General features: G+C 62.6%; 26 protein-coding genes. 15 read left to right on the top strand and 11 right to left on the bottom strand.

What is annotated here, in order from left to right; translation table 11 throughout:
• Nucleotides 1-23 precede the first annotated feature (23 nt).
• Complete coding sequence (locus P0M12_RS17905) at nucleotides 24-449, top strand: MerR family transcriptional regulator (protein ID WP_007734605.1); 426 nt, start codon at nucleotides 24-26, stop codon at nucleotides 447-449.
• Between the two features lie 26 nt (nucleotides 450-475).
• Nucleotides 476-1,096, top strand: a complete 621-nt coding sequence (locus tag P0M12_RS17900; protein ID WP_003945756.1) for an L-threonylcarbamoyladenylate synthase — start codon at nucleotides 476-478, stop codon at nucleotides 1,094-1,096.
• A gap of 34 nt (nucleotides 1,097-1,130) precedes the next feature.
• On the opposite strand, the gene P0M12_RS17895 is transcribed toward P0M12_RS17900, so the two are convergent.
• From P0M12_RS17895 to P0M12_RS17885, 3 genes are all read right to left on the bottom strand, one after another.
• The gene (locus P0M12_RS17895; RefSeq protein WP_003945738.1) at nucleotides 1,131-3,044 is read right to left on the bottom strand and encodes an alkyl sulfatase dimerization domain-containing protein; all 1,914 of its coding nucleotides are present in this window, start codon (nucleotides 3,042-3,044) and stop codon (nucleotides 1,131-1,133) included.
• Between the two features lie 99 nt (nucleotides 3,045-3,143).
• Nucleotides 3,144-3,707, bottom strand: coding sequence for a helix-turn-helix domain-containing protein (locus P0M12_RS17890; RefSeq protein ID WP_054827319.1), 564 nt, complete (start codon nucleotides 3,705-3,707; stop codon nucleotides 3,144-3,146).
• The gene (locus tag P0M12_RS17885) at nucleotides 3,704-4,939 is read right to left on the bottom strand and encodes a cytochrome P450 (protein WP_042920218.1); all 1,236 of its coding nucleotides are present in this window, start codon (nucleotides 4,937-4,939) and stop codon (nucleotides 3,704-3,706) included. The genes P0M12_RS17890 and P0M12_RS17885 overlap by 4 nt, the downstream gene beginning before the upstream one ends.
• A gap of 108 nt (nucleotides 4,940-5,047) precedes the next feature.
• On the opposite strand from P0M12_RS17885, the gene P0M12_RS17880 reads away from it, so the two are divergent.
• Nucleotides 5,048-5,893 carry a hypothetical protein gene (locus P0M12_RS17880; RefSeq protein WP_277376661.1) on the top strand — a complete coding sequence of 282 codons (846 nt, stop codon included), beginning with the start codon at nucleotides 5,048-5,050 and terminating at the stop codon, nucleotides 5,891-5,893.
• A 105-nt stretch (nucleotides 5,894-5,998) separates the two neighbouring features.
• Here P0M12_RS17880 and P0M12_RS17875 read toward each other — a convergent pair whose 3' ends face one another.
• Complete coding sequence (locus P0M12_RS17875) at nucleotides 5,999-6,127, bottom strand: hypothetical protein (RefSeq protein ID WP_007734598.1); 129 nt, start codon at nucleotides 6,125-6,127, stop codon at nucleotides 5,999-6,001.
• 207 nt (nucleotides 6,128-6,334) lie between these two features.
• Here P0M12_RS17875 and P0M12_RS17870 point away from each other — a divergent pair, with 207 nt between their 5' ends.
• On the top strand, nucleotides 6,335-7,096 hold the full coding sequence (locus tag P0M12_RS17870; RefSeq protein WP_042452547.1) for an SDR family oxidoreductase: 762 nt from the start codon (nucleotides 6,335-6,337) through the stop codon (nucleotides 7,094-7,096).
• On the opposite strand, the gene P0M12_RS17865 is transcribed toward P0M12_RS17870, so the two are convergent.
• Nucleotides 7,078-7,215, bottom strand: a complete 138-nt coding sequence (locus P0M12_RS17865) for a hypothetical protein (protein WP_003945592.1) — start codon at nucleotides 7,213-7,215, stop codon at nucleotides 7,078-7,080. The genes P0M12_RS17870 and P0M12_RS17865 overlap by 19 nt on opposite strands.
• Nucleotides 7,216-7,434: 219 nt before the next feature.
• Here P0M12_RS17865 and P0M12_RS17860 point away from each other — a divergent pair, with 219 nt between their 5' ends.
• The 3 genes from P0M12_RS17860 to P0M12_RS17850 all read left to right on the top strand — a co-directional run bounded on the left by P0M12_RS17860 (nucleotide 7,435) and on the right by P0M12_RS17850 (nucleotide 10,706).
• Nucleotides 7,435-8,379: an alpha/beta hydrolase gene (locus P0M12_RS17860; RefSeq protein WP_277376660.1), complete on the top strand. Its 945-nt coding sequence runs from the start codon at nucleotides 7,435-7,437 to the stop codon at nucleotides 8,377-8,379.
• A gap of 263 nt (nucleotides 8,380-8,642) precedes the next feature.
• Nucleotides 8,643-9,416 carry a VOC family protein gene (locus P0M12_RS17855; RefSeq protein WP_042452552.1) on the top strand — a complete coding sequence of 258 codons (774 nt, stop codon included), beginning with the start codon at nucleotides 8,643-8,645 and terminating at the stop codon, nucleotides 9,414-9,416.
• Nucleotides 9,417-9,551: 135 nt separating this feature from the next.
• Nucleotides 9,552-10,706, top strand: coding sequence for a nucleotide pyrophosphatase/phosphodiesterase family protein (locus tag P0M12_RS17850; RefSeq protein ID WP_277376658.1), 1,155 nt, complete (start codon nucleotides 9,552-9,554; stop codon nucleotides 10,704-10,706).
• Here P0M12_RS17850 and P0M12_RS17845 read toward each other — a convergent pair.
• From P0M12_RS17845 to P0M12_RS17830, 4 genes are all read right to left on the bottom strand, one after another.
• Nucleotides 10,692-12,320 (bottom strand): lipid II flippase MurJ, encoded by a 1,629-nt coding sequence (locus P0M12_RS17845; protein WP_277376657.1) that lies wholly within the window; start codon nucleotides 12,318-12,320, stop codon nucleotides 10,692-10,694. The genes P0M12_RS17850 and P0M12_RS17845 overlap by 15 nt on opposite strands.
• A gap of 97 nt (nucleotides 12,321-12,417) precedes the next feature.
• On the bottom strand, nucleotides 12,418-13,446 hold the full coding sequence (locus tag P0M12_RS17840; protein WP_003945837.1) for a beta-ketoacyl-ACP synthase III: 1,029 nt from the start codon (nucleotides 13,444-13,446) through the stop codon (nucleotides 12,418-12,420).
• A 161-nt stretch (nucleotides 13,447-13,607) separates the two neighbouring features.
• A complete protein-coding gene (locus P0M12_RS17835; protein ID WP_042452561.1) occupies nucleotides 13,608-14,249 on the bottom strand; it encodes a response regulator transcription factor in 642 nt (213 codons plus the stop codon).
• The gene (locus P0M12_RS17830) at nucleotides 14,237-15,475 is read right to left on the bottom strand and encodes a sensor histidine kinase (protein WP_277376656.1); all 1,239 of its coding nucleotides are present in this window, start codon (nucleotides 15,473-15,475) and stop codon (nucleotides 14,237-14,239) included. Before P0M12_RS17830 ends, P0M12_RS17835 begins: the two co-directional genes overlap by 13 nt.
• A gap of 109 nt (nucleotides 15,476-15,584) precedes the next feature.
• Here P0M12_RS17830 and P0M12_RS17825 point away from each other — a divergent pair, with 109 nt between their 5' ends.
• The 4 genes from P0M12_RS17825 (at nucleotide 15,585) to P0M12_RS17810 (ending at nucleotide 21,429) form a co-directional block, all read left to right on the top strand.
• Nucleotides 15,585-16,367 (top strand): ABC transporter ATP-binding protein, encoded by a 783-nt coding sequence (locus P0M12_RS17825; protein ID WP_047269551.1) that lies wholly within the window; start codon nucleotides 15,585-15,587, stop codon nucleotides 16,365-16,367.
• A complete protein-coding gene (locus P0M12_RS17820; RefSeq protein WP_277376653.1) occupies nucleotides 16,367-18,850 on the top strand; it encodes an ABC transporter permease in 2,484 nt (827 codons plus the stop codon). The genes P0M12_RS17825 and P0M12_RS17820 overlap by 1 nt, the downstream gene beginning before the upstream one ends.
• Nucleotides 18,851-18,871: 21 nt before the next feature.
• A complete protein-coding gene (locus P0M12_RS17815) occupies nucleotides 18,872-19,504 on the top strand; it encodes a class I SAM-dependent methyltransferase (protein ID WP_064443187.1) in 633 nt (210 codons plus the stop codon).
• Between the two features lie 89 nt (nucleotides 19,505-19,593).
• Entirely contained in the window at nucleotides 19,594-21,429 is a 1,836-nt protein-coding gene (locus P0M12_RS17810) for an acyl-CoA dehydrogenase (protein WP_007734578.1), read from the top strand.
• Between the two features lie 85 nt (nucleotides 21,430-21,514).
• Here P0M12_RS17810 and P0M12_RS17805 read toward each other — a convergent pair whose 3' ends face one another.
• Nucleotides 21,515-22,147, bottom strand: a complete 633-nt coding sequence (locus P0M12_RS17805; RefSeq protein WP_230359540.1) for a hypothetical protein — start codon at nucleotides 22,145-22,147, stop codon at nucleotides 21,515-21,517.
• Nucleotides 22,148-22,326: 179 nt separating this feature from the next.
• On the opposite strand from P0M12_RS17805, the gene P0M12_RS17800 reads away from it, so the two are divergent.
• Entirely contained in the window at nucleotides 22,327-23,049 is a 723-nt protein-coding gene (locus P0M12_RS17800) for an ATP-binding cassette domain-containing protein (RefSeq protein WP_346772255.1), read from the top strand.
• Between the two features lie 5 nt (nucleotides 23,050-23,054).
• The gene (locus P0M12_RS17795; RefSeq protein ID WP_047269555.1) at nucleotides 23,055-25,067 is read left to right on the top strand and encodes a YhgE/Pip domain-containing protein; all 2,013 of its coding nucleotides are present in this window, start codon (nucleotides 23,055-23,057) and stop codon (nucleotides 25,065-25,067) included.
• A gap of 2 nt (nucleotides 25,068-25,069) precedes the next feature.
• Here P0M12_RS17795 and P0M12_RS17790 read toward each other — a convergent pair whose 3' ends face one another.
• On the bottom strand, nucleotides 25,070-25,573 hold the full coding sequence (locus P0M12_RS17790; protein WP_277376650.1) for a nucleotidyltransferase family protein: 504 nt from the start codon (nucleotides 25,571-25,573) through the stop codon (nucleotides 25,070-25,072).
• A 126-nt stretch (nucleotides 25,574-25,699) separates the two neighbouring features.
• Between P0M12_RS17790 and P0M12_RS17785 the strand changes: the two genes are divergently transcribed.
• Nucleotides 25,700-25,945, top strand: coding sequence for a helix-turn-helix domain-containing protein (locus P0M12_RS17785; RefSeq protein WP_007734566.1), 246 nt, complete (start codon nucleotides 25,700-25,702; stop codon nucleotides 25,943-25,945).
• Nucleotides 25,942-26,430, top strand: a complete 489-nt coding sequence (locus P0M12_RS17780) for a hypothetical protein (RefSeq protein WP_007734564.1) — start codon at nucleotides 25,942-25,944, stop codon at nucleotides 26,428-26,430. The genes P0M12_RS17785 and P0M12_RS17780 overlap by 4 nt, the downstream gene beginning before the upstream one ends.
• Nucleotides 26,431-26,464: the final 34 nt, after the last annotated feature.

Here is a 26,464-nt window from a genome sequence, read left to right as displayed (position 1 = left end):
CCAGCGCGAGGAAAGTGGGAGTGATGTCTGAGCCGGAACATGCGGGCCAAGGGCCGAACATGCAGATCGGACAGGTTGCCGAACGCACCGAACTGTCGATCAAGACGATTCGTCATTACGACGAGGTCGGTCTGGTTACTCCGTCCGAGCGGAGCGCCGGAGGATTCCGCCTCTATACCGAGGCCGATGTCCAACGGCTACTGGTAATCCGACGAATGAAGCCGCTCGGATTCAGTCTCGAAGAAATGAAACAACTTCTCGATTCTCTGGCAGTGCTCGGCGACGAAGCTTCGGACGCGTCAACGCGTACCGCTGCAACCGAATTCGTCACCGACTGCCACACCCGGGCGGAAGAAAGCTGCACACACTTACGTAAGCAACTCGCCTACGCCGAAGAGCTGACGGGTTTGCTCGCCGACCACAGTCTCAACGGTGAACGGCATTCGTGATCTGCAAGCTGAACTAAGCTGAGTTGATGGCCCGATACTTCGACGTTCACCCGGAAAACCCGCAGCCGCGCGCGATCAGCCAGATCGTCGAAATGCTGCGCAACGACGCGGTCATCGCCTACCCCACCGACTCCTGCTACGCCCTGGGCGCCCGAATGGACAATCACTCGGGCACCGATCGGATCCGCGAGATCCGTCATCTGCGTTCGGACCATCACTTCACGCTGGTCTGTGCCGATTTCGCGCAGCTCGGGCACTTCGTCCACGTCACCAACTCGGCGTTCCGCGCGGTGAAAGCGGCTACGCCTGGGCAGTACACGTTCATCCTTCCCGCCACGAAGGAAGTTCCGCGTCGGCTGGCACACGCCAAGAAGAAGACCGTCGGAGTGCGTATCCCCAGCCACCCGGTAGTGCGGGCACTCTTGCAAGAGTTGGGTGAACCCATCCTCTCCAGCACCCTTCTCCTGCCCGGCGCCGAGGAACCGATGACGGACGGCTGGCAGATCAAGGAAGAACTCGACCACCAACTCGACGCCGTCATCGACTCGGGTGACTGCGGAACCGAACCCACCACAGTCGTCGACTATTCGTCCGGTGTTCCCGAAATCGTGCGCGTCGGCGCGGGAGATCCTTCTCGTTTCGAATGATCCCCAACCCGGGCCACATCATGGAGTCGACCAGTCACGGCGTGACGATATCGAACCACAGATCGAAGTCCTCCAGCAGCGAGATGAACGTCTCCAGTTCGGACTGATCTCCCACAGCTTTTGCCGTTCCGGCCTTGATGGATTCGGTGAGCGAGGTCGTTCCCAGATACACCTCGTTGAACACGGCACGGGTCAAGGTCAGAGTCAGGGCGGCCGAAGCATCTGCCTTGTCCATGTCGTAGTTCAGCACGCCGTTGCGCACTGTGACCAGGACGTTGTCCGCGGTGTCCGACAACACGAATCGCAACGACAGGTCTACATCGGCTGCTTTGGGACCGTCGAGGCGAACTGCCCAGAAATCCAGCATCTGTTCGAGCGGCATCACTGCGACCACGGCCGGGCCGGTGGGGTTGTTGGACGGCATCGGTGCCAGCGGATGCCGCAATTCCATCGCTCCGACCAGGTAGAAGTTGCGCCACGTACCGTTCTCGGCTTGGTAGCCGAGTTGTTCGTACGTGTCCGCCAACAACTCTCGCGCTTTCTGATTGCTCGGATCGGCGAACACCAGATGGTTCACCAGCTCGGCCGCCCAGCGGTAGTCGCCGTCGTCGAACGCCTGCTTGCCCTTGGTCAAAAGTGCGTCCGGTCCGCCGACGGCTTCGACGTAGCGCTTGCCGTTCTCCACCGGCGGATGGGGATTGAGGTGAGCGGGAACGCCGTCGAACCAACCGAGATAGAAGGTGTAGATCGCTTTGACGTTGTGACTGAGCGAGCCGTAGTACCCACGGTTGTACCACTGCTTTCCGATGGCGTCGGGTACCTCGATCTGGTCGGCAATCTCTACCGGTGTCAGTCCCTTGTTGGCAAGGCGCAACGTCTGATCGTGCAGATACTTGTACAGATCTGCCTGATCCGACATCAGCTTCAAGATCTTGTCGTTGCCCCACGTGGGCCAATGATGCTGCGCAAAGATGATTTCGACGTCGGGGAACAGTTCCATTGCCAGACGCACGTAGTGCGACCACGCTTTGGCGTCGCGAGTCTTGGCGCCGCGCAACGTGTACAGATTGTGCATCGTGTGCGTGACGTCCTCAGCTGACCCGAGCGCCTTGAAATCTGGTAAATAGAAGAGCATTTCGGATGGCGCTTCGGTTCCCGGCGCGAGCATGAACGTCACGCGCACACCGTCGATGACCTCTTCGTGCACCGGTTCGGTGATGACGTCGGTAGGCACGGCAAACGTCGAAGTGCCGTGCGAAGTGGACAGGCCGAGACCACCGGATACCTGCCCTTGTGGCCCCGGACGCAGGAACGATCCGTACATGTACATTCCGCGACGTGTCATCGCCGTGCCGGCAAGTACGTTCTCGGAAATCGCTTCCTCCGTGAAACTGTCTGGTGCGTAGACCTTTACGGCACCGGACTCGATCTCTTCGTCGGTGACAAATCCTTTGACACCGCCGAAGTGATCGCCGTGGGAGTGCGTGAAGATGATTGCCTTGACCGGAACCTTCGGGCGGTGCTGGTAGTACAACTCCAGCGCGAGAGCGGCTGTTTCCGCGGACATCAGAGTGTCACCGATGATCAACCCGGTGTCGCCCTCGATGATCGTCGTGTTGGACAAGTCCTGGCCGATCACCTGGTACAGACGATCAGCCAGCTTGAACAGTCCACCGCCCTTTCCCATCAAAGTGGCTTGGCGCCACAGACTCGGGTTGACGGTATCCGGTGCATCGCCGTCGGCGAACCCGTAGGCGTCGTACGAGAAGATGAACTGCCCTTTGTCACCTTTGACCAGTCCGCCATCGATGAGCGGTGCCACGAGACCTCGAGAAATCAGTTCGAAGTCGAAGGTGTCGTCGAAAGGAAGGTCACGGAGAACCTGGGCATTTGCCAGGCGAGTCGCTTCGGTGGCGGGCTTGGGGTCGAGTTCGGACGGTGTAGTCATCTTCTCTTACGCTCCTCGGGAACTCGCGGTGACCTGTGTCGGGATATCGGTTCATCCTCGATTCCCACGCAGCCCTCGCGCATCACCCGGAAGGGATGATCAGGTGGCCCGTCCAGCAATCAACAGCGCAACGACGAACTCACGCACCAACGTCCGCTCGTCGTTCTCGTCCGCCCCCGGCACCATGAGCAGCGAGAGGATCACCCGCACGATCCAGCGTGCCCGCGACGCTGTGCCTGCTCCGAGTTCACCGAGCATCGCGACACCAAGTCCGTTGATGACGTCGGACGAATTGGCGAGTTCACCGGCAAGACTCGCATCGCCCGGGGCGAACCATGCAGCCAACGTCGGAGTGCTACGCACCGCGGACACTGCAGTGAGTATGGCCGTCTCCAGACGCTCACTCGGATCGTCGATGGTCGCTACCGATTCCGCGATCGCAGTTCCCAGCCTGCGAGCTTCGCGGTGAACGAACGCAATGTGAAGAGCCTGCCGATTCTCGAAGTACCGATACAAGGTGGCCCGGGAACATCCTGCAGCAGAGGCTATCTCCGCCATACCGACCGCGTTGACGCCTTTCGCGACGAACAATTGTGCCGCGCTGTCGAGGATCTTCTCGGCTGCCGCCAAGGCGCGCCCCTCGCCGAGCCAGTCGTTGCTCATGGCCGAGTCACCGACATCGGAGCCGAGAGCGGACGGCGCACGTAGTTGCCCGGCGCGTATTGCATCGCGTCGATGTCGACATGGAAGTCGGGAATCCGGGAAAGCAACTCTTCCAAAGCAACTCGCGCCTGCATTCGAGCTGCCGACGCGCCCAGACAATGGTGGGCGCCATGGCTGAAGGTGAGGATCTTCTGCGGTCGACGCAAGACGTCCAACTCCGCCGCGTCGGGTCCGTACTTCTCGGGATCACGATTGGCCGCACCGTACATCAGCAGAACCTTACGTCCTGCCGGAATCACTTTGCCACCCAAGGCCACATCTCGCGTCGTGGTGCGTGCCAGTCCTTGGACCGGCGAGGTGAGTCGAAGCAACTCGTCGACCGCGTCGGTGATCAATGCGGGATCGTCCAGCAGGATCTGACGCTGGTCGAGGCGTTCGGTCAGCATCGCCACCGAACCACCCAGCATTCCTGTCGTGGTGTCGTTTCCCCCGGCCACCATGGTGAAGGCGAAGCCCAGAATCGACAGCAGGCCGGACATGTCGCCGTCTTCACCGAGTCCAGCGGCGAGTAGGTGCGAAATCGTGTCGTCACCCGGTTCGACCTTGCGGCGTTCGATCAGCGAAGCGAAGTACATCATCAGCTCACCGGTGGCGGCCTGCGCCGTCGTCGCTGCCGCGGCCACACCACCTGCCGAATTGGCAGCGACAATGGCTTCGGTCCAGCCGTCGAACTGGTCACGGTCCGATTCCGGCACACCCAGATAGTGTGCGACAACCATAGACGGCAACGGTTTGAAGAGCTCGACGACGATATCGCCGCTGCCACGCGCTTTCAGCGCCTCGATACGTTCGACGACAAATTCGCGAACCATCGGCTCGACCGCCGATACCTGACGCGGAGTGAAACCCTTCGACACCATGCGCCGGAACTCCGACTGCACTGGCGGATCCTGCATCACGAACGGCGGATTGTCCTGCATCCCGATCTGTTCGAGTTCACCGTAGACAGTGGTCAATCCCTTTGCCGACGAATATGTCTCGTAGTCGCGAGCGGCGTTGTAGACGTCTTCGTGACGGGTAAGCACCCAGTAGTCGTCCTGCGGCGCAGCTTCCGGCACAACGTTGTGCACCGGGTCGTTCTCGCGCAATGCGTCGTACATGGCCCAGGGCGAACGCCAGGACTCCCCGGTTGAAGGTACAAACCGTGGCGAATGTGACACAGAAGTTGTCATGACTCGACTATGAGACAAATTGCCGAATGTGTCAACGTTCTACGATCAACCGTTCACACGAGCAGCATTGAGTAACTCGCATCCACGCAGAGCACTATCGTGTGTCGGGTGATCACGGATCCGAAGAATCATCCGAACAGCTCTGACGCCGGGCGCCGCGCCGTGGTTGCGGTCCTGCTCCCCCGCGAACATCTTCCCTTCATCAGGGACTGGTGCCTGCACCACATCGAGCAAGGCTGGGAGGTTGTTCTCTACGACAACACCGGTTCCGTCGGGTCCACCCGCAAGACAAGCGCATTCAGTCTCAACCGTTGGCACGGCCGCAGCGAGGACAAGAGAGGCAACTCTTACGGCGCCTTCACCCGATCGATGTCGGACAGTGAAGTTCAGGTCGCATTCCGCAAAGAACTGCACGACCTTCCGGTGACGATCGTCGACTGGCAACCGCGCGACGCGGACGGTCGGATCGTGCACGGACAGGTAGAGGCGTACGTCGATCACGTGAGCCGGTACCGCGACACCGTCGCATGGGCAGCATTCATCGACGCCGACGAATACCTCCAACACGCACCAGGATTGGACTGGGAGGTTCTACTTGCCGGCGTTACTCAAGCGGGTTCGCACCGCGTCGTTCTCGATGCTCTGGTCTACGAATCCAGGTGGACGCGCGACGGGCAATTGCGAGACGTCGAGGAATTGAAATGCCTTGGGCTACAGAGCCATGGTTGCAAGAACATACTGGAGCTGTCGGAGATTCTGCGAGCAGACGTCCACTGGGGATGGAAGACAAGCGAACCGGACAGCCTGGTGCGGCCGGACAGATCGCTCTACTACTTCCGCCACTACCGCGGTTCGGAAGCGATGCTCGACTACACTCCGTTGCCGAACTTCGGACCCCAGGTCTACGAAGAAGGTGTGGATGTTCCGGCAGCAATGGACGTATCACAGAATTGAATGTGCCTGCAAGACACAGATATTCAGGTGCAGACAAACCTCCGGCCCGCGTCCACGAAGGCAATGCCTTCAGGCCACGGGCCGGAGGATCAGCTCAGCGAAAAATCAGCTGAAGGACTGCAGGGCAACGCCCAGTCCGACGATTGCGCCGATGCCCGAGATCAGGCCAGCAACACCCGTGATAACCGGCTGAATCTGCTTGATCAATGCCAGGTCTGCGTCCGAAGAACCCATGTCTAACTCCTCATCATGGAATGTGTGTACGCGTTCCGCGCGTCCGGTGTGTAACGGCGCTCACAATATACGTAAGACGGCCGAAATTTGAAGCGGCACCGCTGAGTGGGACGTAACTCACATCTCATCCAGCGGGAACCCACGAGTAACAATGCGCGATTCGGACAACGCTTCGGGAACCGTTGAATGACGAGCAGGAGAACAGCAGTGGGCAAGTTGGATGGAAAAGTGGCCCTGATCACTGGCGCAGGGCAAGGCGTCGGCCAGGGAGTTGCGTTTGCGCTCGCCAAGGAGGGCGCTTCCGTCGCGGTCGCGGGCCGCACTGAGTCGAAACTCGTCGTCACATGTAACGAGATCGCCGAACGCGGAGGCCGTGCCGAACCGGTGCTCATGGATATCGCCGACGCGGATTCCATCACCGGAGCCGTGGCGCGAACGGTGGAACTGTTCGGCGGCGTCGACATTCTGATCAACAACGCCAGCCTCAACCCGCTCGGCAACGTCCTCGACCTCACTCCGGAGCGCCTTGCCGACGGATTGACGTCCGGCCCCGTCGCGACTCTGCGAACCATGCAAGCCTGTTACCCGTTCATGAAGGAGCGCGGCGGCGGGGCAATCATCAACATGGTCAGCTCCGTGGCCGTCCGCTGGGACGCTGCCGGCTACGGCGGCTACGCGGCCGTGAAGGAATCCGTCCGAGCCCTCAGTCGCGCGGCAGCATGCGAATGGGGCGTCGACGGGATCCGGGTCAACGCGGTTGCTCCCCACGCGTCGTCGCCGGGGCTGCAGCGGTGGGCAGATGCACGCCCGGAGGAGGCTGCCGCCTTTGTTGCCGGGATTCCGCTACGGAGGATCGGCGACTGCGAAACGGACATCGGAACCGCGGTGGCTTTCCTGGTCGGCCCGGATGCCGCGTATCTGACTGGAGCAACAATTCCGCTCGACGGTGGTCAGTCGCGCTGGGGCTGAGAGCTGGCGTCGTCGAAGGCAAGCACCGCCGACTTGGCTTCGGCGATCGGGCGGCGGAAAACGAAACCGACCAGAACGGATGCCAAAACCAAGGCGGCCAGAACAATGAGCCCGACCATCCACCACATGGTTTTCAGTATGCCCGAACCGACCTCCGCCGGACGCGCGCCACGGCCGTCGGAAAGCGGCGACAGCCTCGAAAAGTGCTGAACACCAGTCAAATTCCGTTTTGCCCGTTTCCTGAGCTTCTTGAGAAGCCGTGATCGATGACACATATTCGGATCCCGAACCGGAACGAGTGCGTGACTACGACGACACCTCGGTGCATCCTGGCATGTATGGAATCCGCTGTTTCGGCCCAACTCGTCGACGGAAGCACCCTCACACACCCGTGGGGCGGGACAAGCAACATCACCGATCTCGGCGGTGACGTTCACTGGATCGACTTCGGCGGTCCCAGCGGAGCGCCGCCCATCGTGCTCGTTCACGGTCTGGGCGGCTCGCACCTGAACTGGGTGCGGGTCGCACCGGCGCTGGCGGCGCGCACGCGCGTGTACGCCCTTGACCTCGCCGGATTCGGACTCACCTCTGCCCGTGGGCGACACACCGGCGTCGACGCCAACGCAGTACTTCTGAATCGCTTTCTCGACACAGTGGTGGGTGAGCCCGCCGTCCTGTTCGGCAATTCCATGGGCGGAATGGTCTCGGCAATGTCGACCCATGCCAGTCCCGAATCAGTCGCCGGCCTGGTCCTGGTGGATCCGGCGCTCCCCCTGCCCGTCCAACTTCCCGATCTGACCGTCGCCGCCCAGTTCGCGCTCTACTCGATGCCGTACGTCGGTGAGCAGGTTCTCGGCTTCGGACGCCGAAAGATGTCAGACCGGCAGTTGGCCGCTCAGATGACCAGATTGTGTTTTGCCGATCCGACGCGAGCCGACCCCGCGGTCCTCGACGCGGGCGCTGCCTTGACGGCGATTCGCCGCAACGATCCTACCCAGGATGCCGAATTCCTTCAGGCAGCACGGTCACTGCTGATGACCCTCGCCCGTCCTGCCTCCTATCGAAAGACATTGCGAGAGATCACGACTCCGACGCTCCTGATGCACGGCGATCGCGATCGGCTTGTCCCGGTCGAGGCCGCACGGGCAGCCGCTGCTGCACATCCACACTGGACCACCATCATTCTCGGCGACACCGGCCACACCCCACAATTGGAGATTCCGGACGAGTTCACCCGTCATGCGCTCGCGTGGCTCGATCGCACGGGGCTGATCAGGAGCTGACATGTACCGGCCCTACACCCGCGGAACGGCCTCGCCGATCGAGCAAGTGCCCCATCAACTTCGGAGTATCAAGAACGATTCGGCGGTCGTCTGCGTTGGCAGGTCCGGCCCACCGGGGAACGCGAAACGGTCACATACCCCAAAGCTCTCGAACCCTGGGAATGTGTCGGGGTACGCGCGTAGCGTGAGATTCAGGCCTTCCTCGGCCAAACATTTCCGCGTCCCCTGCTTGTGTATCCGTTTCGGTTAAGGAGAGTTTTCAGATGCCCGCACGCACAGCGCTCGACGGAACACCCTGTTGGATCGACCTCACCAGCTCCGACACCGAGGTTGCCAAATCCTTCTACACCAACGTGTTCGGCTGGCAGGCTGACACAAACGACGACCCGCAGTACGGCGGCTACGCGATCTTCAGCAAAGACGGGCAGCCCATCGCCGGGCTCGGACCCCAGCAGGAGGGAAACCCCTACGGCAACGTGTGGACCACCTACATCTCCTCGACTGATGCGGCAGCGTCGGCGTCCAAGGCCCAAGCCGCGGGCGGAACGATCATGATGCCGTCGATGCAGGTCGGTCCTCAGGGCAGCATGGCGATCGTGGGCGATCCGGCCGGTGCCGTCGTCGGCATCTGGCAGGCAGATCAGCATCACGGCTTCGGTTTGGTCGGCGAGGCCGGAGCGCCGGTCTGGCACGAGACCTTGTCCAAGAACTACGCCGCGGTCCTGCCGTTCTACACCGACGTGTTCGGCTGGACTTACGAGTCGATCGGTGACAGCGACGAGTTCCGGTACTCACAGGCCAAGCAGGGTGACACCGTCGTCGCCGGTTTGATGGATGCCAGCTCGTTCCTCCCGGCAGAGGCGCCGTCGTTCTGGCAGGTGTACTTCGGGGCGGACGACACCGATGCGGCCGTCGCCAAGGTCGTCGAATTCGGCGGCAGCGTCTTGCGCGATCCCGAGGACACGCCCTTCGGTCGTCTCGCGTCGGTGGCCGATCCACTAGGTGCCAAGTTCCAGATCTCCACGATCATGGAATGAATCTCCGCGCGGAGGCCGCACCGGTCCGCGGTCTCTGCGCGCTGATCATCTGGAAAGTCCGGATTTGACCGCACAGATTTGAACACTCGCCCAGAAGGTATGCAGTTTTCTGCGTCCAACGCCTAATCTCATGGGATGCCCGCCCCCGCCCCTCTCCTCGATGTGTACTCGCAGCCGACTCTGTCGACGCTTGCGCCGTCGGTACTCGCTTCTCTCGGAGTGAGCGGCGAAGCGAACCGTCTCGATCTACGGCCCAGCAAGAAGACCGTAATTCTGCTGGTAGACGGGATGGGCGCGAACTTGCTCGCCCGCAACGCCGAACACGCACCATTCCTGAATTCACTCGTCGGAACGCCCATCCGGGCAGGCTTCCCCACGACGACGGCCACCAGCATCGTCTCACTGGGGACCGGTCTGCCTTCGGGAGCGCACGGCATCACCGGCTACCAGTCCTACGTCGAAGAAGCCGATTCGGTGTTCAACTGGCTGGGTTGGCACAGCGCGGGCAAGAAGGAATCTCAGACCGACTCCATCGTCCCGGAAACCCTGCAGCCGCAGGCCACGACGTTCGATCGCGCCGCCGCAGCCGGCATCACCGTTACAACCGTCGTACCGTCGAAGTTCGACGGCAGCGGCCTCACCCGTGCCGGGATGCGCGGTGCCCAGTTCGCCGGAATCCAGGCATACGGAGACCTCCTCGCTCGCACCGTGGCGGCGTCGAAATCTGCCGACCGCACGTTCACGTACTGCTACATCAGCGAGATCGATGCACTCGGCCACGTCTACGGACCCGAGTCCGAGCCGTGGATTTTCCAACTGATGCTGGTCGATCGACTGGTCGAGCAACTCGCCGCGGCTCTCGGTCCGGACGTGAGATTGCTGGTGACGGCAGACCACGGAATGGTCGACGTGTCGGACGAGAACAAGATCGACTTCGACAACACTCCGATTCTGTCCAAAGATGTACTCGCTCTTGCCGGTGAACCTAGATGTCGTCACATCCACACCCGAGAAGGCGCTGCACAAGATGTTGCGGACCGCTGGCGCGCCGAACTGGGTGACCGCATGTGGATCGGGACGAGGTCCGAGGGCATAGTCGCAGGATTGTTCGGGCCTGCAGTGCATTCCGAGTATCACGGCCGGATCGGTGATGTCATCGCCATTGCGTCCGGGGACGTGGCCGTCGTACGTCGATCTGTCGAATCGGGACTGTCCGGACTCCGTGGACAGCACGGCGCCCTCACTCCGGACGAACTGCTGGTACCGCTCTTGTCCTCAGGACAGCAATAGGGTTCGCGCCCGGCGAATCTCGGGAACACCGACGACCTTGCATGCAACTAACAGGACGACGGCACCGACGGCCGCACCCGCCGACAATGAAATAACAGCAGCAAGCCTGGGCTCGGGAACTCGGTTCTGAACCGCCACCACCAAAGCGAGCGCACAACCACCTGCCAGAATTGCCGCCGCCGAAATCCTTCCGACGGTGGCCTGCACGCGACGGAATCCCAACAGCCCGTATCGCTTTCGAAGAAGGTTGTGGCCGAGTACCGCTCCACACACGTAGGAGAACGAGCCGGCGGCACAGACGGCCAGGACCAGCCTTTCGTCACTAGCCGACAGTGACGCAAGAAGGACGAGCGCAGTCTTGGCGACCACCATCACCAGGGCGATCACCGCGGGAGTTCGGGTGTTGTTGTCGGCGTAGAACACTCGCAGCTGAAGCATGACCATCGCAAAGGGCACCAGCCCGAATGCACTGACCGCAACGGCCGTCCCGATCAACCGGGCACTGCTGCCGTCGACCCGGCCGAAGAAGATCAAGGTGGTCAACGAGGGACCGAACACCATGAGCGCCACAGTGACCGGAATCAGCGCCACCACAGAATACCGGGCTCCCCGGCCGAGATCGGATACGACGCCGACGTCGTCACCCGCGGCAACCGACCTGGCGATCCGCGGCATCAGCACCGTCAACAACGACACACCGAGAATGCCGTACGCCACTTGAAACAGCAGATCCGCGTGCGTGTACATCGAGTAGACGTGACGGGAGAGAGTGACCTTCATCGTCACCCACACACCGATCTGGCCGGCAACGACGTACACAAGTACCCAGCCGAGCAACGGTGCCCCGACGCGCACCGGTCGCCAGGTGTGCGGTACGACGCGCACGCGAAGTCGCCACCGAAACCCGTTGCGGTGCAGCGCTCGAGCAACGACGGCGGTTTGCGCCACGATCCCGAGCAGAGTGCCGATACCGATCACCAGAACCTGCGCGGTGGTCATCGACTCGGGAGTCAGAGCCACCGGTCCCGGGATACACAGGAAGACCGCGACCGTCACCAGAAGGACGACGTTGTTGATCACCGGTGCCCAGGCCGGCGCGCCGAATACCGATCGAACGCTGAGCACAGCCGTCATCATCGCCGTGACGCCGTAGAAGAAGATCTCCGGAAGAAGCAAGTACGCGAAGAGCGTCGTCAGCTCTCGTTGAGCCGGATCATCGATCACGGCCGAGACCAGAGGCGGCGCGCACACCACGGCCACTACCGTCACGAGCGCAAGAGCCAGCGCTCCGACGGTGAGAACGCGCTGCGTCTGCTCTCGTTCGAGCGTCCGCCCACGGCTCCGTTGCCGCGTCAGATACGGAAGCAGGACGCTGGCGAGAATCCCGCCGAGGAGGAGCTGATAGACCATGTTCGGGAAGCTGTTGGCCGCGTTGTACGCATCACTGACGAGGGCAATGCCCAGGACCGCGGCAAGGGCAAGGGTGCGGACGAAGCCGGTGACCCGACTGACCGTGCTGGCGAGCGCCACTTGCCCACCCATCTTTGCCAAGCTGCCGCCCGTCTCAGCTGAACGTTCGGACTTGCGTTCGGACTCCCCCACACTCTCGACCATCTCGCCAGAGTGCCACATCGCAGACGTTCGACGATCCGGACGGAAACGGAAGGGCGCCCCGAACCGTGGGTTCGAGGCGCCCTTGCGAAAGGAACAATCAGGCGGATTCTGCTCCAGCCAACGGCGGCATGACGACAACCTGACCGGCGAAGGACAGGCCCGCACCGAAGGCGAGAAGCAATGCCTTGTCGCCCGGCTTGCACTGGCCGTCGCGCAGCATCTGCTCCATGGCGAGCGGGATCGAGGCCGCGGACGTGTTGCCCGTCTCGGCGATGTCGTTGGAGACGGGGAAGCCCTCGGGCAGCTTCATGCTGCGAGCGATGACCTCGTTGATGCGCTGGTTTGCCTGGTGCGGCACAAAAGCGTCGATGTCTTCGATACCCAGCCCCGACTTCTCCAGGGTGCGAGTGGCGACCTTGCCCATCTCGAAGGCAGCCCAGCGGAACACCGCGGTGCCGGCCATCTTGATCCACGGCCGAGGTCCGGTCGGGTTCTTGGTGTAGTCGAGCCAGCTGGGCTCCTGAACGATGGCGTCGGACTGGCTGCCGTCCGAACCCCACTCGACCGGGCCGATTCCGACGGTGTCGCTCGGGCCGACGACAACTGCGCCTGCGCCGTCACCGAAGATGAAGCGAACGCTGCGATCGGTGGGCTCGGTGGCCTCGCTCATCAACTCGACGCCGACGACGAGTACGTGATCAACCGTGCCGCCGCGAACCAGGTCGCTGGCCACCGCAAGGGCGGTACAGAAACCGGCGCAGCCTGCCGCGACGTCGAATGCAGCCGGACCCTTGATGCCGAGCTCGTGGGCGACGATGGACGCAGCCTGAGGAGTCTGCAGGTCCCACGTCGACGTCGCGATGATCACGGCGCCGATCTGCTCAGGGGCAATGCCGCTGACGTCCAGTGCTTTACGCGCCGCGCTGATCGACATCGCGAGGATGCCTTCACCTTCGCCGGAGAACCGGCGCGACTTGATACCCGATCGCGTCTGGATCCACTCGTCGGTGGAATCGATCAGCTCGCAGATCTCGTCGTTGGTCACGACTCGCTCCGGGCGGTGAACGCCGAGCCCGAGAAGGACGGACTGCCGACCTCCGGCCACACTGGCAATCGGCTTACCCATTGATCGATCTCCTCGTTGGTTTCTGGTGATGACGCGCATTCGACATCACACGTTACGTACAGGACATAAGCCCCTGCCTCTCAGGTCACCGTTCGATCACGGCAACAACATGAGGCTGGCTCACATTACGCTTCGGTCAGGTATGTAGTCCAGATCCATGATCAGGCGCGCAAATGAGCTAGAACTGCCAAAACACGACGATGCCCGCTTTCGGAAGCCGACAGGCCGAGTTTTGCGAAGATATTTCCTATGTGCTTGCTCACAGCGGTGTCGCTGACGACCAGTTTCCTGGCGATTTCCTGATTTCCCAACCCCTCCGCCATCAGTCCGAGAACTTCGGACTCGCGTGGAGTCAGCGATCTGATCGGATCGTCGGCGCGTCGACGGCTCATCAATTGGGATACGACCTCGGGATCCATCACGGTTCCACCGTCGACGACCCGGTTCAATGCGTCGACGAACTCGGCTACCTTCCCGACTCGTTCCTTGAGCAGGTACCCGACCCCGCCAGCGCCTCCTGCCAACAATTCACCGGCGTAGCGATCCTCGACGTAAGCGGAAAGGACCAGGACGGGAAAGCCCGGGCGAAGCTTGCGCACCTCGATCGCCGCTCGAAGTCCCTCGTTGGTGAAAGTAGGAGGCATCCGGACGTCGAGCACCGCGGCGTCGGGGGTTGTCTCCTCGAACACCGTGAGGAACTGTGCGGCGTCGGAGACGGCAGACACCTCGAAGCCCTCTCCACGGAGCAGCAGGGCCAGCCCCTCTCGCAGGAGAGCGTCGTCCTCGGCAATCAGAATCCGCACGGTAGTTCCACCCTCATCGTTGTCGGTCCACCCTCCGGGCTCTCCAATACTGCGGTTCCTTCGAAAGCCTCGACCCGGCGTCGAATACCCGCCACGCCGCCGCCCGGGCGTTCGTTCGCGCCGCCGTGACCGTCGTCGATCACGTCGATGAGCATCGTCTCACCCGACGAGTCGTCCGACGTCTCCGTCCGTGCCGTGACGGTGACCCTGCGGGCTCCGCTGTGTTTTGCGACGTTGGTCAAGGCCTCGGCGACGACGAAGTACGCAGCAGCCTCGACGGCAGCCGGGGCACGGCGGAGCTCGTCGATCTCGAGTACGCAGGGCACGGCGGAGCGCCCGGCGAGCGCCGAGATCGCGCCCTCCAGACCCAACTCGTCGAGGATCGGCGGGTAGATGTCGTGCACCAACGTCCGGAGTTCGCTCAACGCCTCGGTGGCCGCATCCTGGGCCCGATGCAGTTGTGGCAGAGCCTGGTCCGGATTGTTCTGCAACGACCGCTCGGCCATCCCCAACATCATCACCACCGCGACCAGACGGTTCTGCGCTCCGTCGTGCAGATCCCGCTCGATGCGCTTGAGTTCGGCCGAATGCGCGTCGAACGCCGCAGCGCGGCTGGCCGTCAGGGCGGTGACGCGCTTCGAGAGGTCCGAACGCGTATCCGGCGCAAGCAAAGTCGTGGTCGACCAGCTGATCCATTTCGCCATCGCGGGGATCAACCACCACGCGATCAGGAAGTACAGGATGCCGATCAACGGCATTCCGGCAGCGCCCAGCCACGACGTCACGGGGTACGGGTTGTTGACGGGTTCGCCCGCGGGCATCTGCTGCCAGTACAGCGGGACGGCAATCGCATTGAGCGCACCGAGTGGCAGAGCAATGGTCAGCATCGCCGCGACGAAAGCACCCAGACCATGAATCGACAACCAGGCCGCGTCGCGCCTCGTCGACTGATCGGTGAGGAACCGGCTCCAGTCCCCGAATGTCGGATTGCTGGGCATCGGTGGGTATCGCTGCAGAACAGGGCGTCCGGTGTACGCAGCGGTGCGTTTGCGAGCCAGGCCGGCCCACCACCGGAGCACTCGCACGTACGACGGCAACAGCAACCAGCCGACGATCAGAATCGAGAGCGACAACAGAATGAGACCGACCATCAGCAAGAACAGGGAAACAACAGCTGCCGCACCCTCGACGAGCACGTACACCGCAGCCCTGGTTCTCTTCTTCACTGCCCCAGCATGCCGCACCACACCGCACGATCCACTACAGCTGGCTACACCATTGATTCGGGACTCTGCTGGATGTCGACGAATGCCGAATCTCCATAGCGTTCTTCCCATGAAGAATCGACACTCGGTCCTCGCCTCGCCGGCCCCTGGTGCCACGGGAGCTCGAACATCTGCCGTGCGACTAGAAGGGGTCAGCAAGGTCTACGGCAACGGCCGCGGCGCCGTGACCGCCCTCGACAACGTCAGCCTCACTCTGCCGCGCAGCACCTTCACCGCAGTGATGGGCCCGTCCGGCTCGGGCAAGAGCACTTTCCTGCACTGCGCCGCCGGGCTCGACCGACCGAGCGGCGGATCGGTGTGGCTGGGCGATACCGAAATTTCACAGCTGAAGCCGAAGGCCCGCAGCATCTTCCGTCGCGATCACATCGGTTTCGTCTTCCAGGCCTACAACCTGCTCGGCGCTCTCGACGTCGAGCAGAACGTCACGCTCCCCCTACTCCTCGCCGGGCGACGAGCCGACAAGCAGTACCTGACCTTCGTCCTCGAATCCGTCGGACTCGGATCACACCGAAAGCGCAAACCCTCCGAGTTGTCCGGCGGTCAGCAGCAACGCGTCGCCATCGCACGCGCCCTCGTCACCCACCCCGACGCACTCTTTGCCGACGAACCGACCGGCGCCCTCGACTCCCGTAGCGCCAAGCAGGTTCTGGAGTTGTTGCGCCGGACAGCCGCCGAGTTCGATCAGACCATCGTCATGGTCACGCACGACCCGGTGGCCGCGTCGTACGCCGATCGTGTGCTGTTCCTCGCCGACGGGAAACTTGTCGGGCACATCGACCGCCCGACCCCGCAGCAGATCGCCGAGCGCATGACACACCTCGGGGACTGGTGATGATGAAAGCGCACACCTTTGCGCACCTGAAAGCGCATCGCTCCGGTTTCGTCGCCGTGTTCGTCTCCGTATTCTGCGCAGCGCTCCTCACCTGCGGTCTGGGTGTGCTGCTGGAATCGGGAGTGCGAGGCGGTGTCTCACCACATCTCTACGCCGGTGCCGACGCCGTCGTGAGTGCACCACAGGCGCTCGAGGTCAAGGAAGACGCCGATCAGCCTTTTGCCGAGCGAGTTCTCCTCGCCGGCGATACGGTCCGCAAGCTCGACGCACTCGATGTCACCGTGGTTCCCGACATCTCCGTCCCCGTCAGCACCGCCGAGGGCGTCGTACTCGACGCACATCCTTGGGAAACAGCACAATTGGCGCCGTACTCGCTCATCGAGGGGCGCGCTCCGCAGAGCCGCGACGAGGTGGTCTCGACCACGGGCGCCGCGCTCGGCGAGCGAATCACGCTGGCTCACGGCGCGATAGCCGACGAGTACACCGTCGTCGGCACAGCTGATTCGGCTTCGGCGCCGTCACCCGACCGTCCGGCACTCGTCTTCCTCGACTACGGAGAGGCCGAACGGTTGTGGCCGCACCAGAACTCGGTCACCGCAGTCGGATTGCTCGCTCCCGAAGGCGTCAACGCCGCCGCTCTCGCTCGCGACGCACTCGCCGGATCCGGTGCGGAGGTCTCGACCGGCACCGCACGCGGAGGCATCGAATTCCTCGACGCCGGTGCTGCGCGGACGCAGTTGATCGTGCTCTGCGCGTCGTTTGCCGGTCTCGCGTTGATGGTCAGTATGTTCGTCGTTTCCAGCACGCTGTCGCTCTCGATCAACGCCAGGCGCCGAGAGTTCGCTCTGTTGCGGGCAATCGGGGCCACCACGCGGCAAGTGCACGTCATGATCGGACGTGAAGTGCTGCTCGTTGCTGCTGCGGCGGCAGCTCTCGGCGCGGTGCCCGGATACCTGCTCGCCCGAGTGCTGGGCGCACAGTTCGCCGACGCCGGGGTCATGCCCACCGATTTCGCGCTGGCCTACAGCCCGCTTCCGGCGATCGCAGCTTTCCTGATCTGCGTACTCACTGCCCGCGCGGCAGCGGCGATCGCGGCACGACGACCGGCGAAGCTCGACCCCGTCGAAGCGCTTCGCGAATCCGAAAGCGGCCCGGCGAAACTGAGCCGCGGACGTATCGTCACCGGGCTGATCTTCGGCGCCGCCGGCCTCAGCGCCTGCGTCCTCCCTGCTTTCCTGCCCGGCAGCGTGGCGGCCGCTGGAGCCGGTTCGAGCGCACTGTTGTTGATCTTCTCGGTCGCGCTGCTCGGCCCCTTGTTGGTGCGCGGCATCATCAAGGTGATCGGCGGTCCGCTGCGCCGCAGTGGGTCGGCGTCCAAAGTTCTCGCTGCCGCCAACGCCGAATCCAATTCGAGACGGCTCTCGTCGGCGGTTGTTCCGTTGGCTCTCGCAATCGCACTGGGCTCGGTGCAGTTCTTCAGCCAGAGCACCGTCGCCGCCGAGGCGACCAACCAGTCGATCAAGGGCGTCACCGCCGACCTGATCGTCGGCGCACCAGCCGGTATCGCTCCCTCGCTCCTCGAGTCGATCGCATCGGTGCCCGGAGTGAGTGCGGCAAACCCGGTGGTCCGCAGTCAAGTCCTCCCGGTACCCAGCGGTGAGGAAGGCGGCTCAGCCGACAGCGCGATCGCGGCCCAGGGCATCGACGCCGCCAGCGCCGACGCGACCCTCGATCTCGCGGTGACCGAGGGCGACCTCAGCGCTCTGACCGGCGATACCGTTGCCGTGAGCGAAGACGGCGCCTTCACCCTCGGAGCCAAGGTAGGCCAGCGCGTCGACCTCTATCTGGGTGACGGAACACTGGTACATCCCATGGTCGTCGCAAAATATGGTCGCGGCCTCGGATTCGGGGACGTGACCATGCCGATCGAGACTTTGCGTCAGCACTCCACCGACGCTCTGATCGACACCGTTCTGGTTGCTGCCGAACCCGGACGGTCGGCCGAAGTCCAGCAGTCGTTGCGCTCGTTCCCCTCGATCGCCGCGATGAACCAGGACCAGTTCGGGGCCGCGGGCGAAGATCAGCGTCGTATGCAGTCGTGGGTCAGCATCCTCGCCGTCCTCGTCCTGCTCGGCTATCTCGCAGTCGCAGTCGTGAACACCCTGGTCGCTGCCACTGCCGAGCGTTCCCGCGAGTTCGCGCTCCTTCAACTGGTGGGCTCGCGGACGAGGCAGGTCCGAGCAATGATGCGCATCGAGTCGTTGATGGTGGTGGGAATCGCCATCGTGGTCGGATCACTGATCGCCCTGCCGCCTCTGATGGGCATTGCCGTAGCGGTGTCCGGGCAGCCGATCCCGGCGATTTCACCGGCGATCTACGGTTCCATCGTCGCGGTGACCGCTGTTCTGGGATTTGTCTCCATCGCGATCCCGACGCGCGCCGCTCTACGCAAGAACCCGATGGACGGAGTGCGTAACCACTGAGTGGCACTACCGTCGTCATCTATGGATGCGGCGGCCTGGGACAAGAAGTACGAAGAAACCGAGCTCGTCTGGGGCGCTCCTCCCAACGAATTGCTGGTGGAATACGCGACGGCCCTCCCCCACGGCCAGGCACTGGACCTGGCGTGCGGCGAGGGCCGTAACGCGTTGTGGCTCGCGACCCGCGGTTGGGAGGTCACCGGGATCGACTACTCGGCCGTCGCGATCGAGAAAGCCCGCACGATCGCGGCCCGCTCGCCCCGATCGGTTCTCGACCGGCTCGACTACCGATGCGGCGACGTCACCGTCGCGGATTACGCCTCGAGGAACGGGCAGGGATACGACTTGGCCCTGCTTCTTTACCTTCATCTGCCCGCACCACAACGCACCCTGGTTGTGAACCGTGCCATAAATTCTCTGAAACCTGACGGAATCCTCATGATTTTGGGTCACGACCGAAGCAACATCGACTACGGCGTCGGCGGGCCGCAAGATCCCGAAATCCTTTACACACCAGAAGAATTGATGCAGGAGTTCCACGGAAAGCTCGAGTTCGAGATCGCCGGAAATCCCCACAGGCACACCGAAACGGGAATCGCGGTCGACGCGCTTGTCATCGGACGCAAATCCGGTGTTGGCAATGCAAAGAACGGCTAGTAACATGTATTAAGTTACCGACGAGTAATAAACTTCGGGCGGTACTAGGAGTGCTGGACCGCACCACCTCACTGGGAGAAGCAGAAGACATGGGCCATTACAAGAGCAACGTTCGGGACCTGGAGTTCAACCTCTTCGAGGTTCTCGGACTGGAGAAGCCACTGAGCGAAGGCGCTTGGGGCGACCTGGATGCCGACACTGTCCGCAACATGCTGGCAGAGGTCGCACGCCTGGCCGAGGGACCGCTTGGCGAATCTTTCGCCGATGCGGACCGCAACCCCCCTGTCTTCGATCCCGAGACGCACACCGTTGCACTTCCGGAATCCTTCAAGAAGTCGTTCAAGGCTCTGTGGGATGCCGAGTGGTACCGCATGGGATTGAGCGAAGAGGTCGGCGGCGTGCCGGTTCCCCGCTCCGTCGTGTGGGCCATCGGTGAGCTGATCCTGGGCGCACAGCCTGCAGCGCACATGTACCAGGCCGGACCCGCCTTCGCGGACGTGCTGTTCAACAACGGCACCGAAGAGCAGAAGAAGTGGGCAGCCACCATCGTCGAACGCGGATGGGGCGCCACGATGGTCCTCACCGAGCCCGACGCCGGCTCCGACGTCGGTGCCGGACGCACCAAGGCGATCAAGCAGGACGACGGCTCCTGGCACATCGAGGGCGTCAAGCGCTTCATCACCTCGGCCGACTCGGACGACCTGTTCGAGAACATCTTCCACCTCGTTCTCGCTCGCCCCGAAGGTGCCGGACCGGGCACCAAGGGCCTGAGCCTGTTCTTCGTCCCGAAGACGCACTTCAACTTCGAGACCGAAGAGTTCGGCGAGCGTAACGGTGTCTTCGTCACCAACGTCGAGCACAAGATGGGCCTGAAGGTCTCCGCCACATGTGAGGTCACCTTCGGCGGCCACGGCATCCCCGCACAGGGCTGGCTGGTCGGCGAGGTCCACAACGGCATCGCCCAGATGTTCGACGTCATCGAGCACGCTCGAATGATGGTCGGCACCAAGGCAATCGCCACCCTCTCCACCGGTTACCTCAACGCTCTCGATTACGCCAAGCAGCGCGTGCAGGGCGCAGACCTGACCCAGATGACCAACAAGGCAGCACCGCGCGTGACCATCACGCACCACCCCGACGTGCGTCGTAGCCTGGCAATGCAGAAGGCATACGCCGAAGGCCTGCGCGCGGTGTACCTCTACACCGCAGCTCACCAGGACGAGGTTGTCGCCCAGCTCGTCTCGGGCGCAGACAAGGACACCGCGTTCCGCGTCAACGACCTGCTGCTCCCGATCGTCAAGGGCGTCGGCTCCGAGCGTGCGTACCAGTACCTGACGGACAGCCTGCAGACCCTCGGTGGCTCCGGCTTCCTGCAGGACTACCCGATCGAGCAGTACATCCGCGACTCCAAGATCGACTCGCTGTACGAAGGCACGACGGCCATCCAGGCTCAGGACTTCTTCTTCCGCAAGATCGCTCGTGACCGCGGCGTCGCGCTCGCTCACGTTGCCGGACAGATCAAGACCTTCATCGACAGCGAAGCCGGCAACGGTCGTCTGAAGGCGGAGCGCGCACTGCTCGCCACCGCACTCGAAGACGTCCAGGCCATGGCCGCCACGCTCACCGGCTTCCTCATGGGAGCTCAGGAGCAGCCCACCGAGCTGTACAAGGTCGGCCTCGGCTCCGTCCGCTTCCTGATGTCCGTCGGCGACCTGCTCATCGGCTGGCAGCTGCTCCGCCAGTCCGAGATCGCTCTCGCAGCACTCGACAACGGCGCTTCCGACAAGGACAAGGGCTTCTACGAGGGCAAGGTCGCCATCGCTTCCTTCTTCGCCAAGAACGTCCTGCCCGAGCTCACCGCTTCACGCGAGATCATCGCGAACACCGAGAACGACATCATGGAGATCGACGAAGCCGCATTCTGATTCGTTCCTGATTCATGAAAAGTGCCGGTCCCGAGAACGTTTCGGGGCCGGCATTTTCATGCTCAGCAGTCCATGGAATCCGAGGTCATCTGCGCTCGACGGTCGGACAACTGATCTGTGCGGACAGTACGGACGTCGTCGGTTGTTCGCCGGGCCGTGCCGCCCTTCCCACCAGGGAAAGCGCCACGCGCCTGCGGTCCGGAGAACTGACGATTTCGATGGACTTGTCGTCACCGCCCCCGAAGGACACGAACTGTCCGCTCTGATCCGAGAACTTCATGATCGCCGACCCGTGCTGACCTGGTTCCGGTTTTTCGTTCACGTAGACCTGCAACTGGAAATCACGTCCCGGATACTCGCCGCCGCCGTCGTACTCGTAAAAGGAACTGGTGTGCACCTCGTAGGCCCACTGGCGGTGACCGGCGGGCAGCGAATCCGCCCAGTTGTGCTCGAAACACGTGACGGATCCGGGCAGCGAGACATTGGCTGCGCCGCTCCACCCACCGGACAGGGTGATGGCTCCGTACGGCGCTGCTTCGGACTCGTGCCGATCGGAAGGCAAGGGCGGAACGGTCACGGGTCCGACATTGCGACCGGTGAACTCGAAAAGCCTCTCGCTCGACACGAACGGGGGCGACTCGCGCTCACCGGCACAGGAGACAACCGACAGGGTGGCCATGACCAGTAACGCACACATACCGCGTCTACGAACCGGCACCTCGACTCCCCCGTTCCGTTTCCAACAGAATACATACCGTTCGGTCTTCAAGTTGTCGAACGTGTCCGACACATCCCATTCATGGGACCGCTCGCCCGCTACCGATGTGATTGGGTGAGCACGAACGTCCACTGAACCAGCACTCGGTTCTTTCGCAGGCCGAGTAGATCAACAGACAGGTGATCATCGTGGTCGCACCAGAGCACGCACAACCCGATTACGCCCCTGACCTGGCATTGACCGCCACGGACTTGGCGCTCGACGGCCCATGGGGGCCGGTGTTCGGACCCGTCAATCTCGAGATTCGTGCGGGCGGTGTGACCATCCTCGAAGGCTCGGCCGGTTCAGGACGTACGTCCTTACTTCTGACACTCAGCGGACGAATGAAAGCCAGTTCCGGCTCACTGTCCGTCTTCGGTCGAATGCGTCCCCGCGAGATCTTCGAGATCGCCGGGGTCGCCGGGTTCGAGGACATCGACGAGCTTGCCGAATCCGTCACCGTCCGCGATCTGATCACCGAACAAATTCGCTGGGATGCGCCCTGGTACAAGCTCATCGGACGCGCCGGAGACCGCGAACTCGAAGCGGTGTGCGCTCCCGTCTTCGGCGATCATCCGTTACCTGCGCTCGGCCGGTACGTCAGCGATCTCGGGGAACTCGAGGCGATCCTGCTGCGTATCGCCGTCGCGAACACGAAAAAGCCGGCCCTGCTTGTCGTCGACGATCTCGAACAAGTGCGGCGCGACTCCGAACGTGCGTACCTCGTCGAGCGACTCGTCGAGATGGGGAGCTACCAGACCATCATCGCGTCGACCGTCAACCCGCTGCCAGACGGATCACCCATCGATGCCGTCACCCTGCTCCAAGAAGTCACCAATCCCGACCAAGAAGGGGCGAGGTAACCGCGATGCTCGCTGGAATGTCTCTCGGAACCGAACTCAAGCGGTTCTCCCGCGGCGCGATGCCCAGGATCGCACTCGTCACCATCATCTTGATGCCACTGCTGTACGGCGCGATGTACCTGTGGGCGTTCTGGAATCCGTTCGGTGAGGTCAACAAGGTCCCCGTCGCGCTGGTCAACACCGACCGCGGCGCGATGGTGCAGGGTCAGGAGCTCAACGCGGGCGACGAGGTAAGCCAAGCGCTGCTCGATTCCGGTGAGCTCGATCTCCACCTGGTCTCGCAGCAGGAAGCCGCTCAGGGAGTCTCGGACGGCACGTACTACTTCTCTCTCACATTGCCTGAGAATTTCAGCGAGGCCGTCGCCTCCCCGACGACCAAGGACCCCCACAAAGCTCAGTTGCAGTTCACCTTCAACGACGTCAACAACTACCTCGGCACCATCATCGGCCAAAACGCCGCCCAGCAGGTCCTCAGTCAGGTCAGCGACAAGATCGGCGCGCAGTCCGTCGAGACAGTTCTGGTCGGATTGACCGATGCGGGTGCTGGTTTGAAGCAGGCCGCCGACGGAGCGCTCCAGCTCTCGGCCGGAGTGAACACTGCCAACGCCGGAGCCGGCGAATTGGCGTCGGGCTCGAAAACTCTGGCCGACAACATGGTTACCGCACGTGACGGTGCAGCCACTCTTGCCGGCGGTACAGCGCAACTCTCGACTGGCATCAACACCGCCACGGACGGCGTCCTCGCACTGACCGACGGTCTGGGGCAGCTCGATCTCGGAGCCGTCCAACTTGGCGACGGCGCAAGCCAACTCAGTGGTGGCGTCACCCAGGTCGTCGACCAACTGAGTGTCCTCGGGAACACACAAGCAGACGTCGCACAGCTGGTCGGGCAGGCAGTGGCCAGCCTTCGACTTAACCCGGATCCCGTCAGCCAACAGATCGCCAATGCCCTCGCGCCTGCCCAGGACATACTGCGCACTCAGGGTTTCGGTGAAGCGACCATGGGCCAACTGGGCGAACTCAAGAGCGGTGCACAACAACTCGCCTACCAACTCGACGATCCGTCGAGCACCTTCCGAGCCGGGCTCAGCGCCGCGGCCAACGGCGGTGGTGAACTCCGCAACGGCCTGGTACAGCTGCGTGACGGCGGTCAGCAAGTCAACGACGGCGCTCAAACCCTCAGTAGTGGACTGGTTCAACTCACCGACGGAAGCGTTCAACTCTCCGATGGTGCAGCCAAACTCGCAGACGGCACCGAGCAACTCCGTGCCGGGTCTGCCGAACTCGCGACCAAACTCACCGAGGGCGCCGGTCAGGTCCCCAGTTGGAGCGATCAGCAGCGAACCGCAACCGCTCAAACCCTCTCCAGCCCGGTCGAACTACAGGAGACGTACGAGAACCGGGCAAGCACGTTCGGTACCGGTTTTGCTCCGTTCTTCCTGCCCCTCGCGCTGTTCGTGGGCGGCATCATCACCTGGATGCTGCTCAAGCCGCTCCAGAACCGGCCCATCGCAAACGGACTCGGCGCGCTGCGAGTGGTCCTCGCCTCGTACTGGCCGGCATTGCTCATCGGCATCTGCCAGGTGATCGTGATGTACCTGGTCGTGCACTTCGCCGTCGGTCTGCACCCCACGCATGCCCTCGGTACCGTCGGGTTCCTGATGCTCATCACCGCCACCTACATGGCGTTGATCCAGGCATTCAACGCCATCTTCGGAGTCTCCGTCGGACGCGTCATCACCCTGGCGTTCCTGATGCTGCAACTGGTTTCGGCCGGCGGCATCTATCCCGTCGAAACCACCGCGAAACCGTTCCAGATCATCCACCCGTTCGACCCGATGACCTACGCGGTGAACGGGCTACGACAACTCACCGTCGGCGGTATCGACTCGAGACTGTGGGTCTCGATCGCCGTCCTCGGCGGCCTTCTCGTCGCCTCACTCGGCGCCAGTTCACTTGCTGCACGCCGAAATCGGCAATGGACCATGGACAGGTTGCATCCGCCGATCGAGGTCTAGGTTTAGGTCTCAGGCCAAGGCTCCACGGTCAGTGCAGGCCATTCCCTGCGCCACCGTGCCGCCTTGGCCTCGTAAACCTCTCGCGGCGCCAGCACCGGGTTGGGGCGGACGATCATGTCGAAAAGATCGTCGTATCCATGCGGGGCATACACGTCCAAGGTCCCATCCGATCCCTTGGTGATCCCGAAACAGCAAGTTGTGGAAGCGAAGTGGTCGACAGCGTCGCGGCAACTGGTGAACGGAACGCCGGGAATCCCGAAATGCTGCTCGTACCACAGGTGCACGCGGGCTTCGTTGCGTACTTCGACATCGGCATCCACATCGGCGAACAGTTCTGCCGCCGAACGAATCACACGGTCCTCCGCGTCGTAGCTCAGATCGCCGGCGTCGAAGTAGAACAGGTCGTAGTCCTTGATTCCGGCGCCGAGATCACGGCCGTCGATGTGATTCCAGACGGTTTGGAAGAGCCCACCCGCCGTCAGGTACCACTCCGGCAATCGGCGCACGATCCACGATCGTTGCGACCACCGGATTGGCCAAGGCGATCTCGAGAAATCGTTCACGCATGCTCTTCAGCCTCTCATATGACAAGCAAACTTGACATCTAGTGACAAGTATTCTTTACTTTTTGCATGACTGGAAAGGCTGGCGACAACAACGTGCGGGAGCACCGACGCCTCGCCGGCCTCACCCAGGCGCAACTGGCCACGGCAGGTCAGGTGAGCAGACAGAGCATCGTCTCCGTCGAACGCGGTGACTATGCACCGAGTGTCTACCTGGCACTTCGCCTGGCCCTGGCGCTGGGGACCACCGTCGAAGCGCTCTTCCCCTTACCCGAATCGGAACTCACCACAGAAATTCCAGAGGAGACGGCATGAGCACCATGATGAAGGCAATGCGGTTCGTCGGAGATCTGGACGACGACTTCTACAAGGACGAGCGTCAGCGCGACGTCTGGAACGAAGCCTCGGCGGTGGGACTCCAGAGTGTCTTCTGGGCAATATTCGTCAGCTCGGCGATTCTGCCCTGGGTCGCCGGCCGAACAGGGGCGTGGATCTCGCTCGCCCTGCTGATCGTTGCGTTGTTCGGCTCGTTGATCACGATCATCTATGCACTTCGGTGCGACGTCGATGTCTATGTATTGTCCAACTACAACCGCCCCCGGGTCGTGATCGGCATCGCGCTGTACCTCGTCGCCGCAGTCGGCATCATGGCGCGTCTCAAATTCGATTCCTACGAAGAATCGTCTACCTGGGTCGGCGCTCTCGTCGGCGGAATTGTCGGTGGCGGCATCGCAATCGCGGCAGTCAAGCTTCACCAGCAGCGAGCCAAGCGACGCGAAGCGGCCGAAGAACTTCTCTGAATTCCGGAAGTCTGCCCAGCACAACGGAATCCAT

The sequence above is a fragment of the Rhodococcus sp. RCBS9 genome (assembly GCF_029457415.1).
Lineage (GTDB): Bacteria > Actinomycetota > Actinomycetes > Mycobacteriales > Mycobacteriaceae > Rhodococcus_F > Rhodococcus_F qingshengii.
The sequence above is the reverse complement of the archived record's forward strand: the minus strand, read 5'-3'. Positions and strand labels throughout refer to the sequence as shown.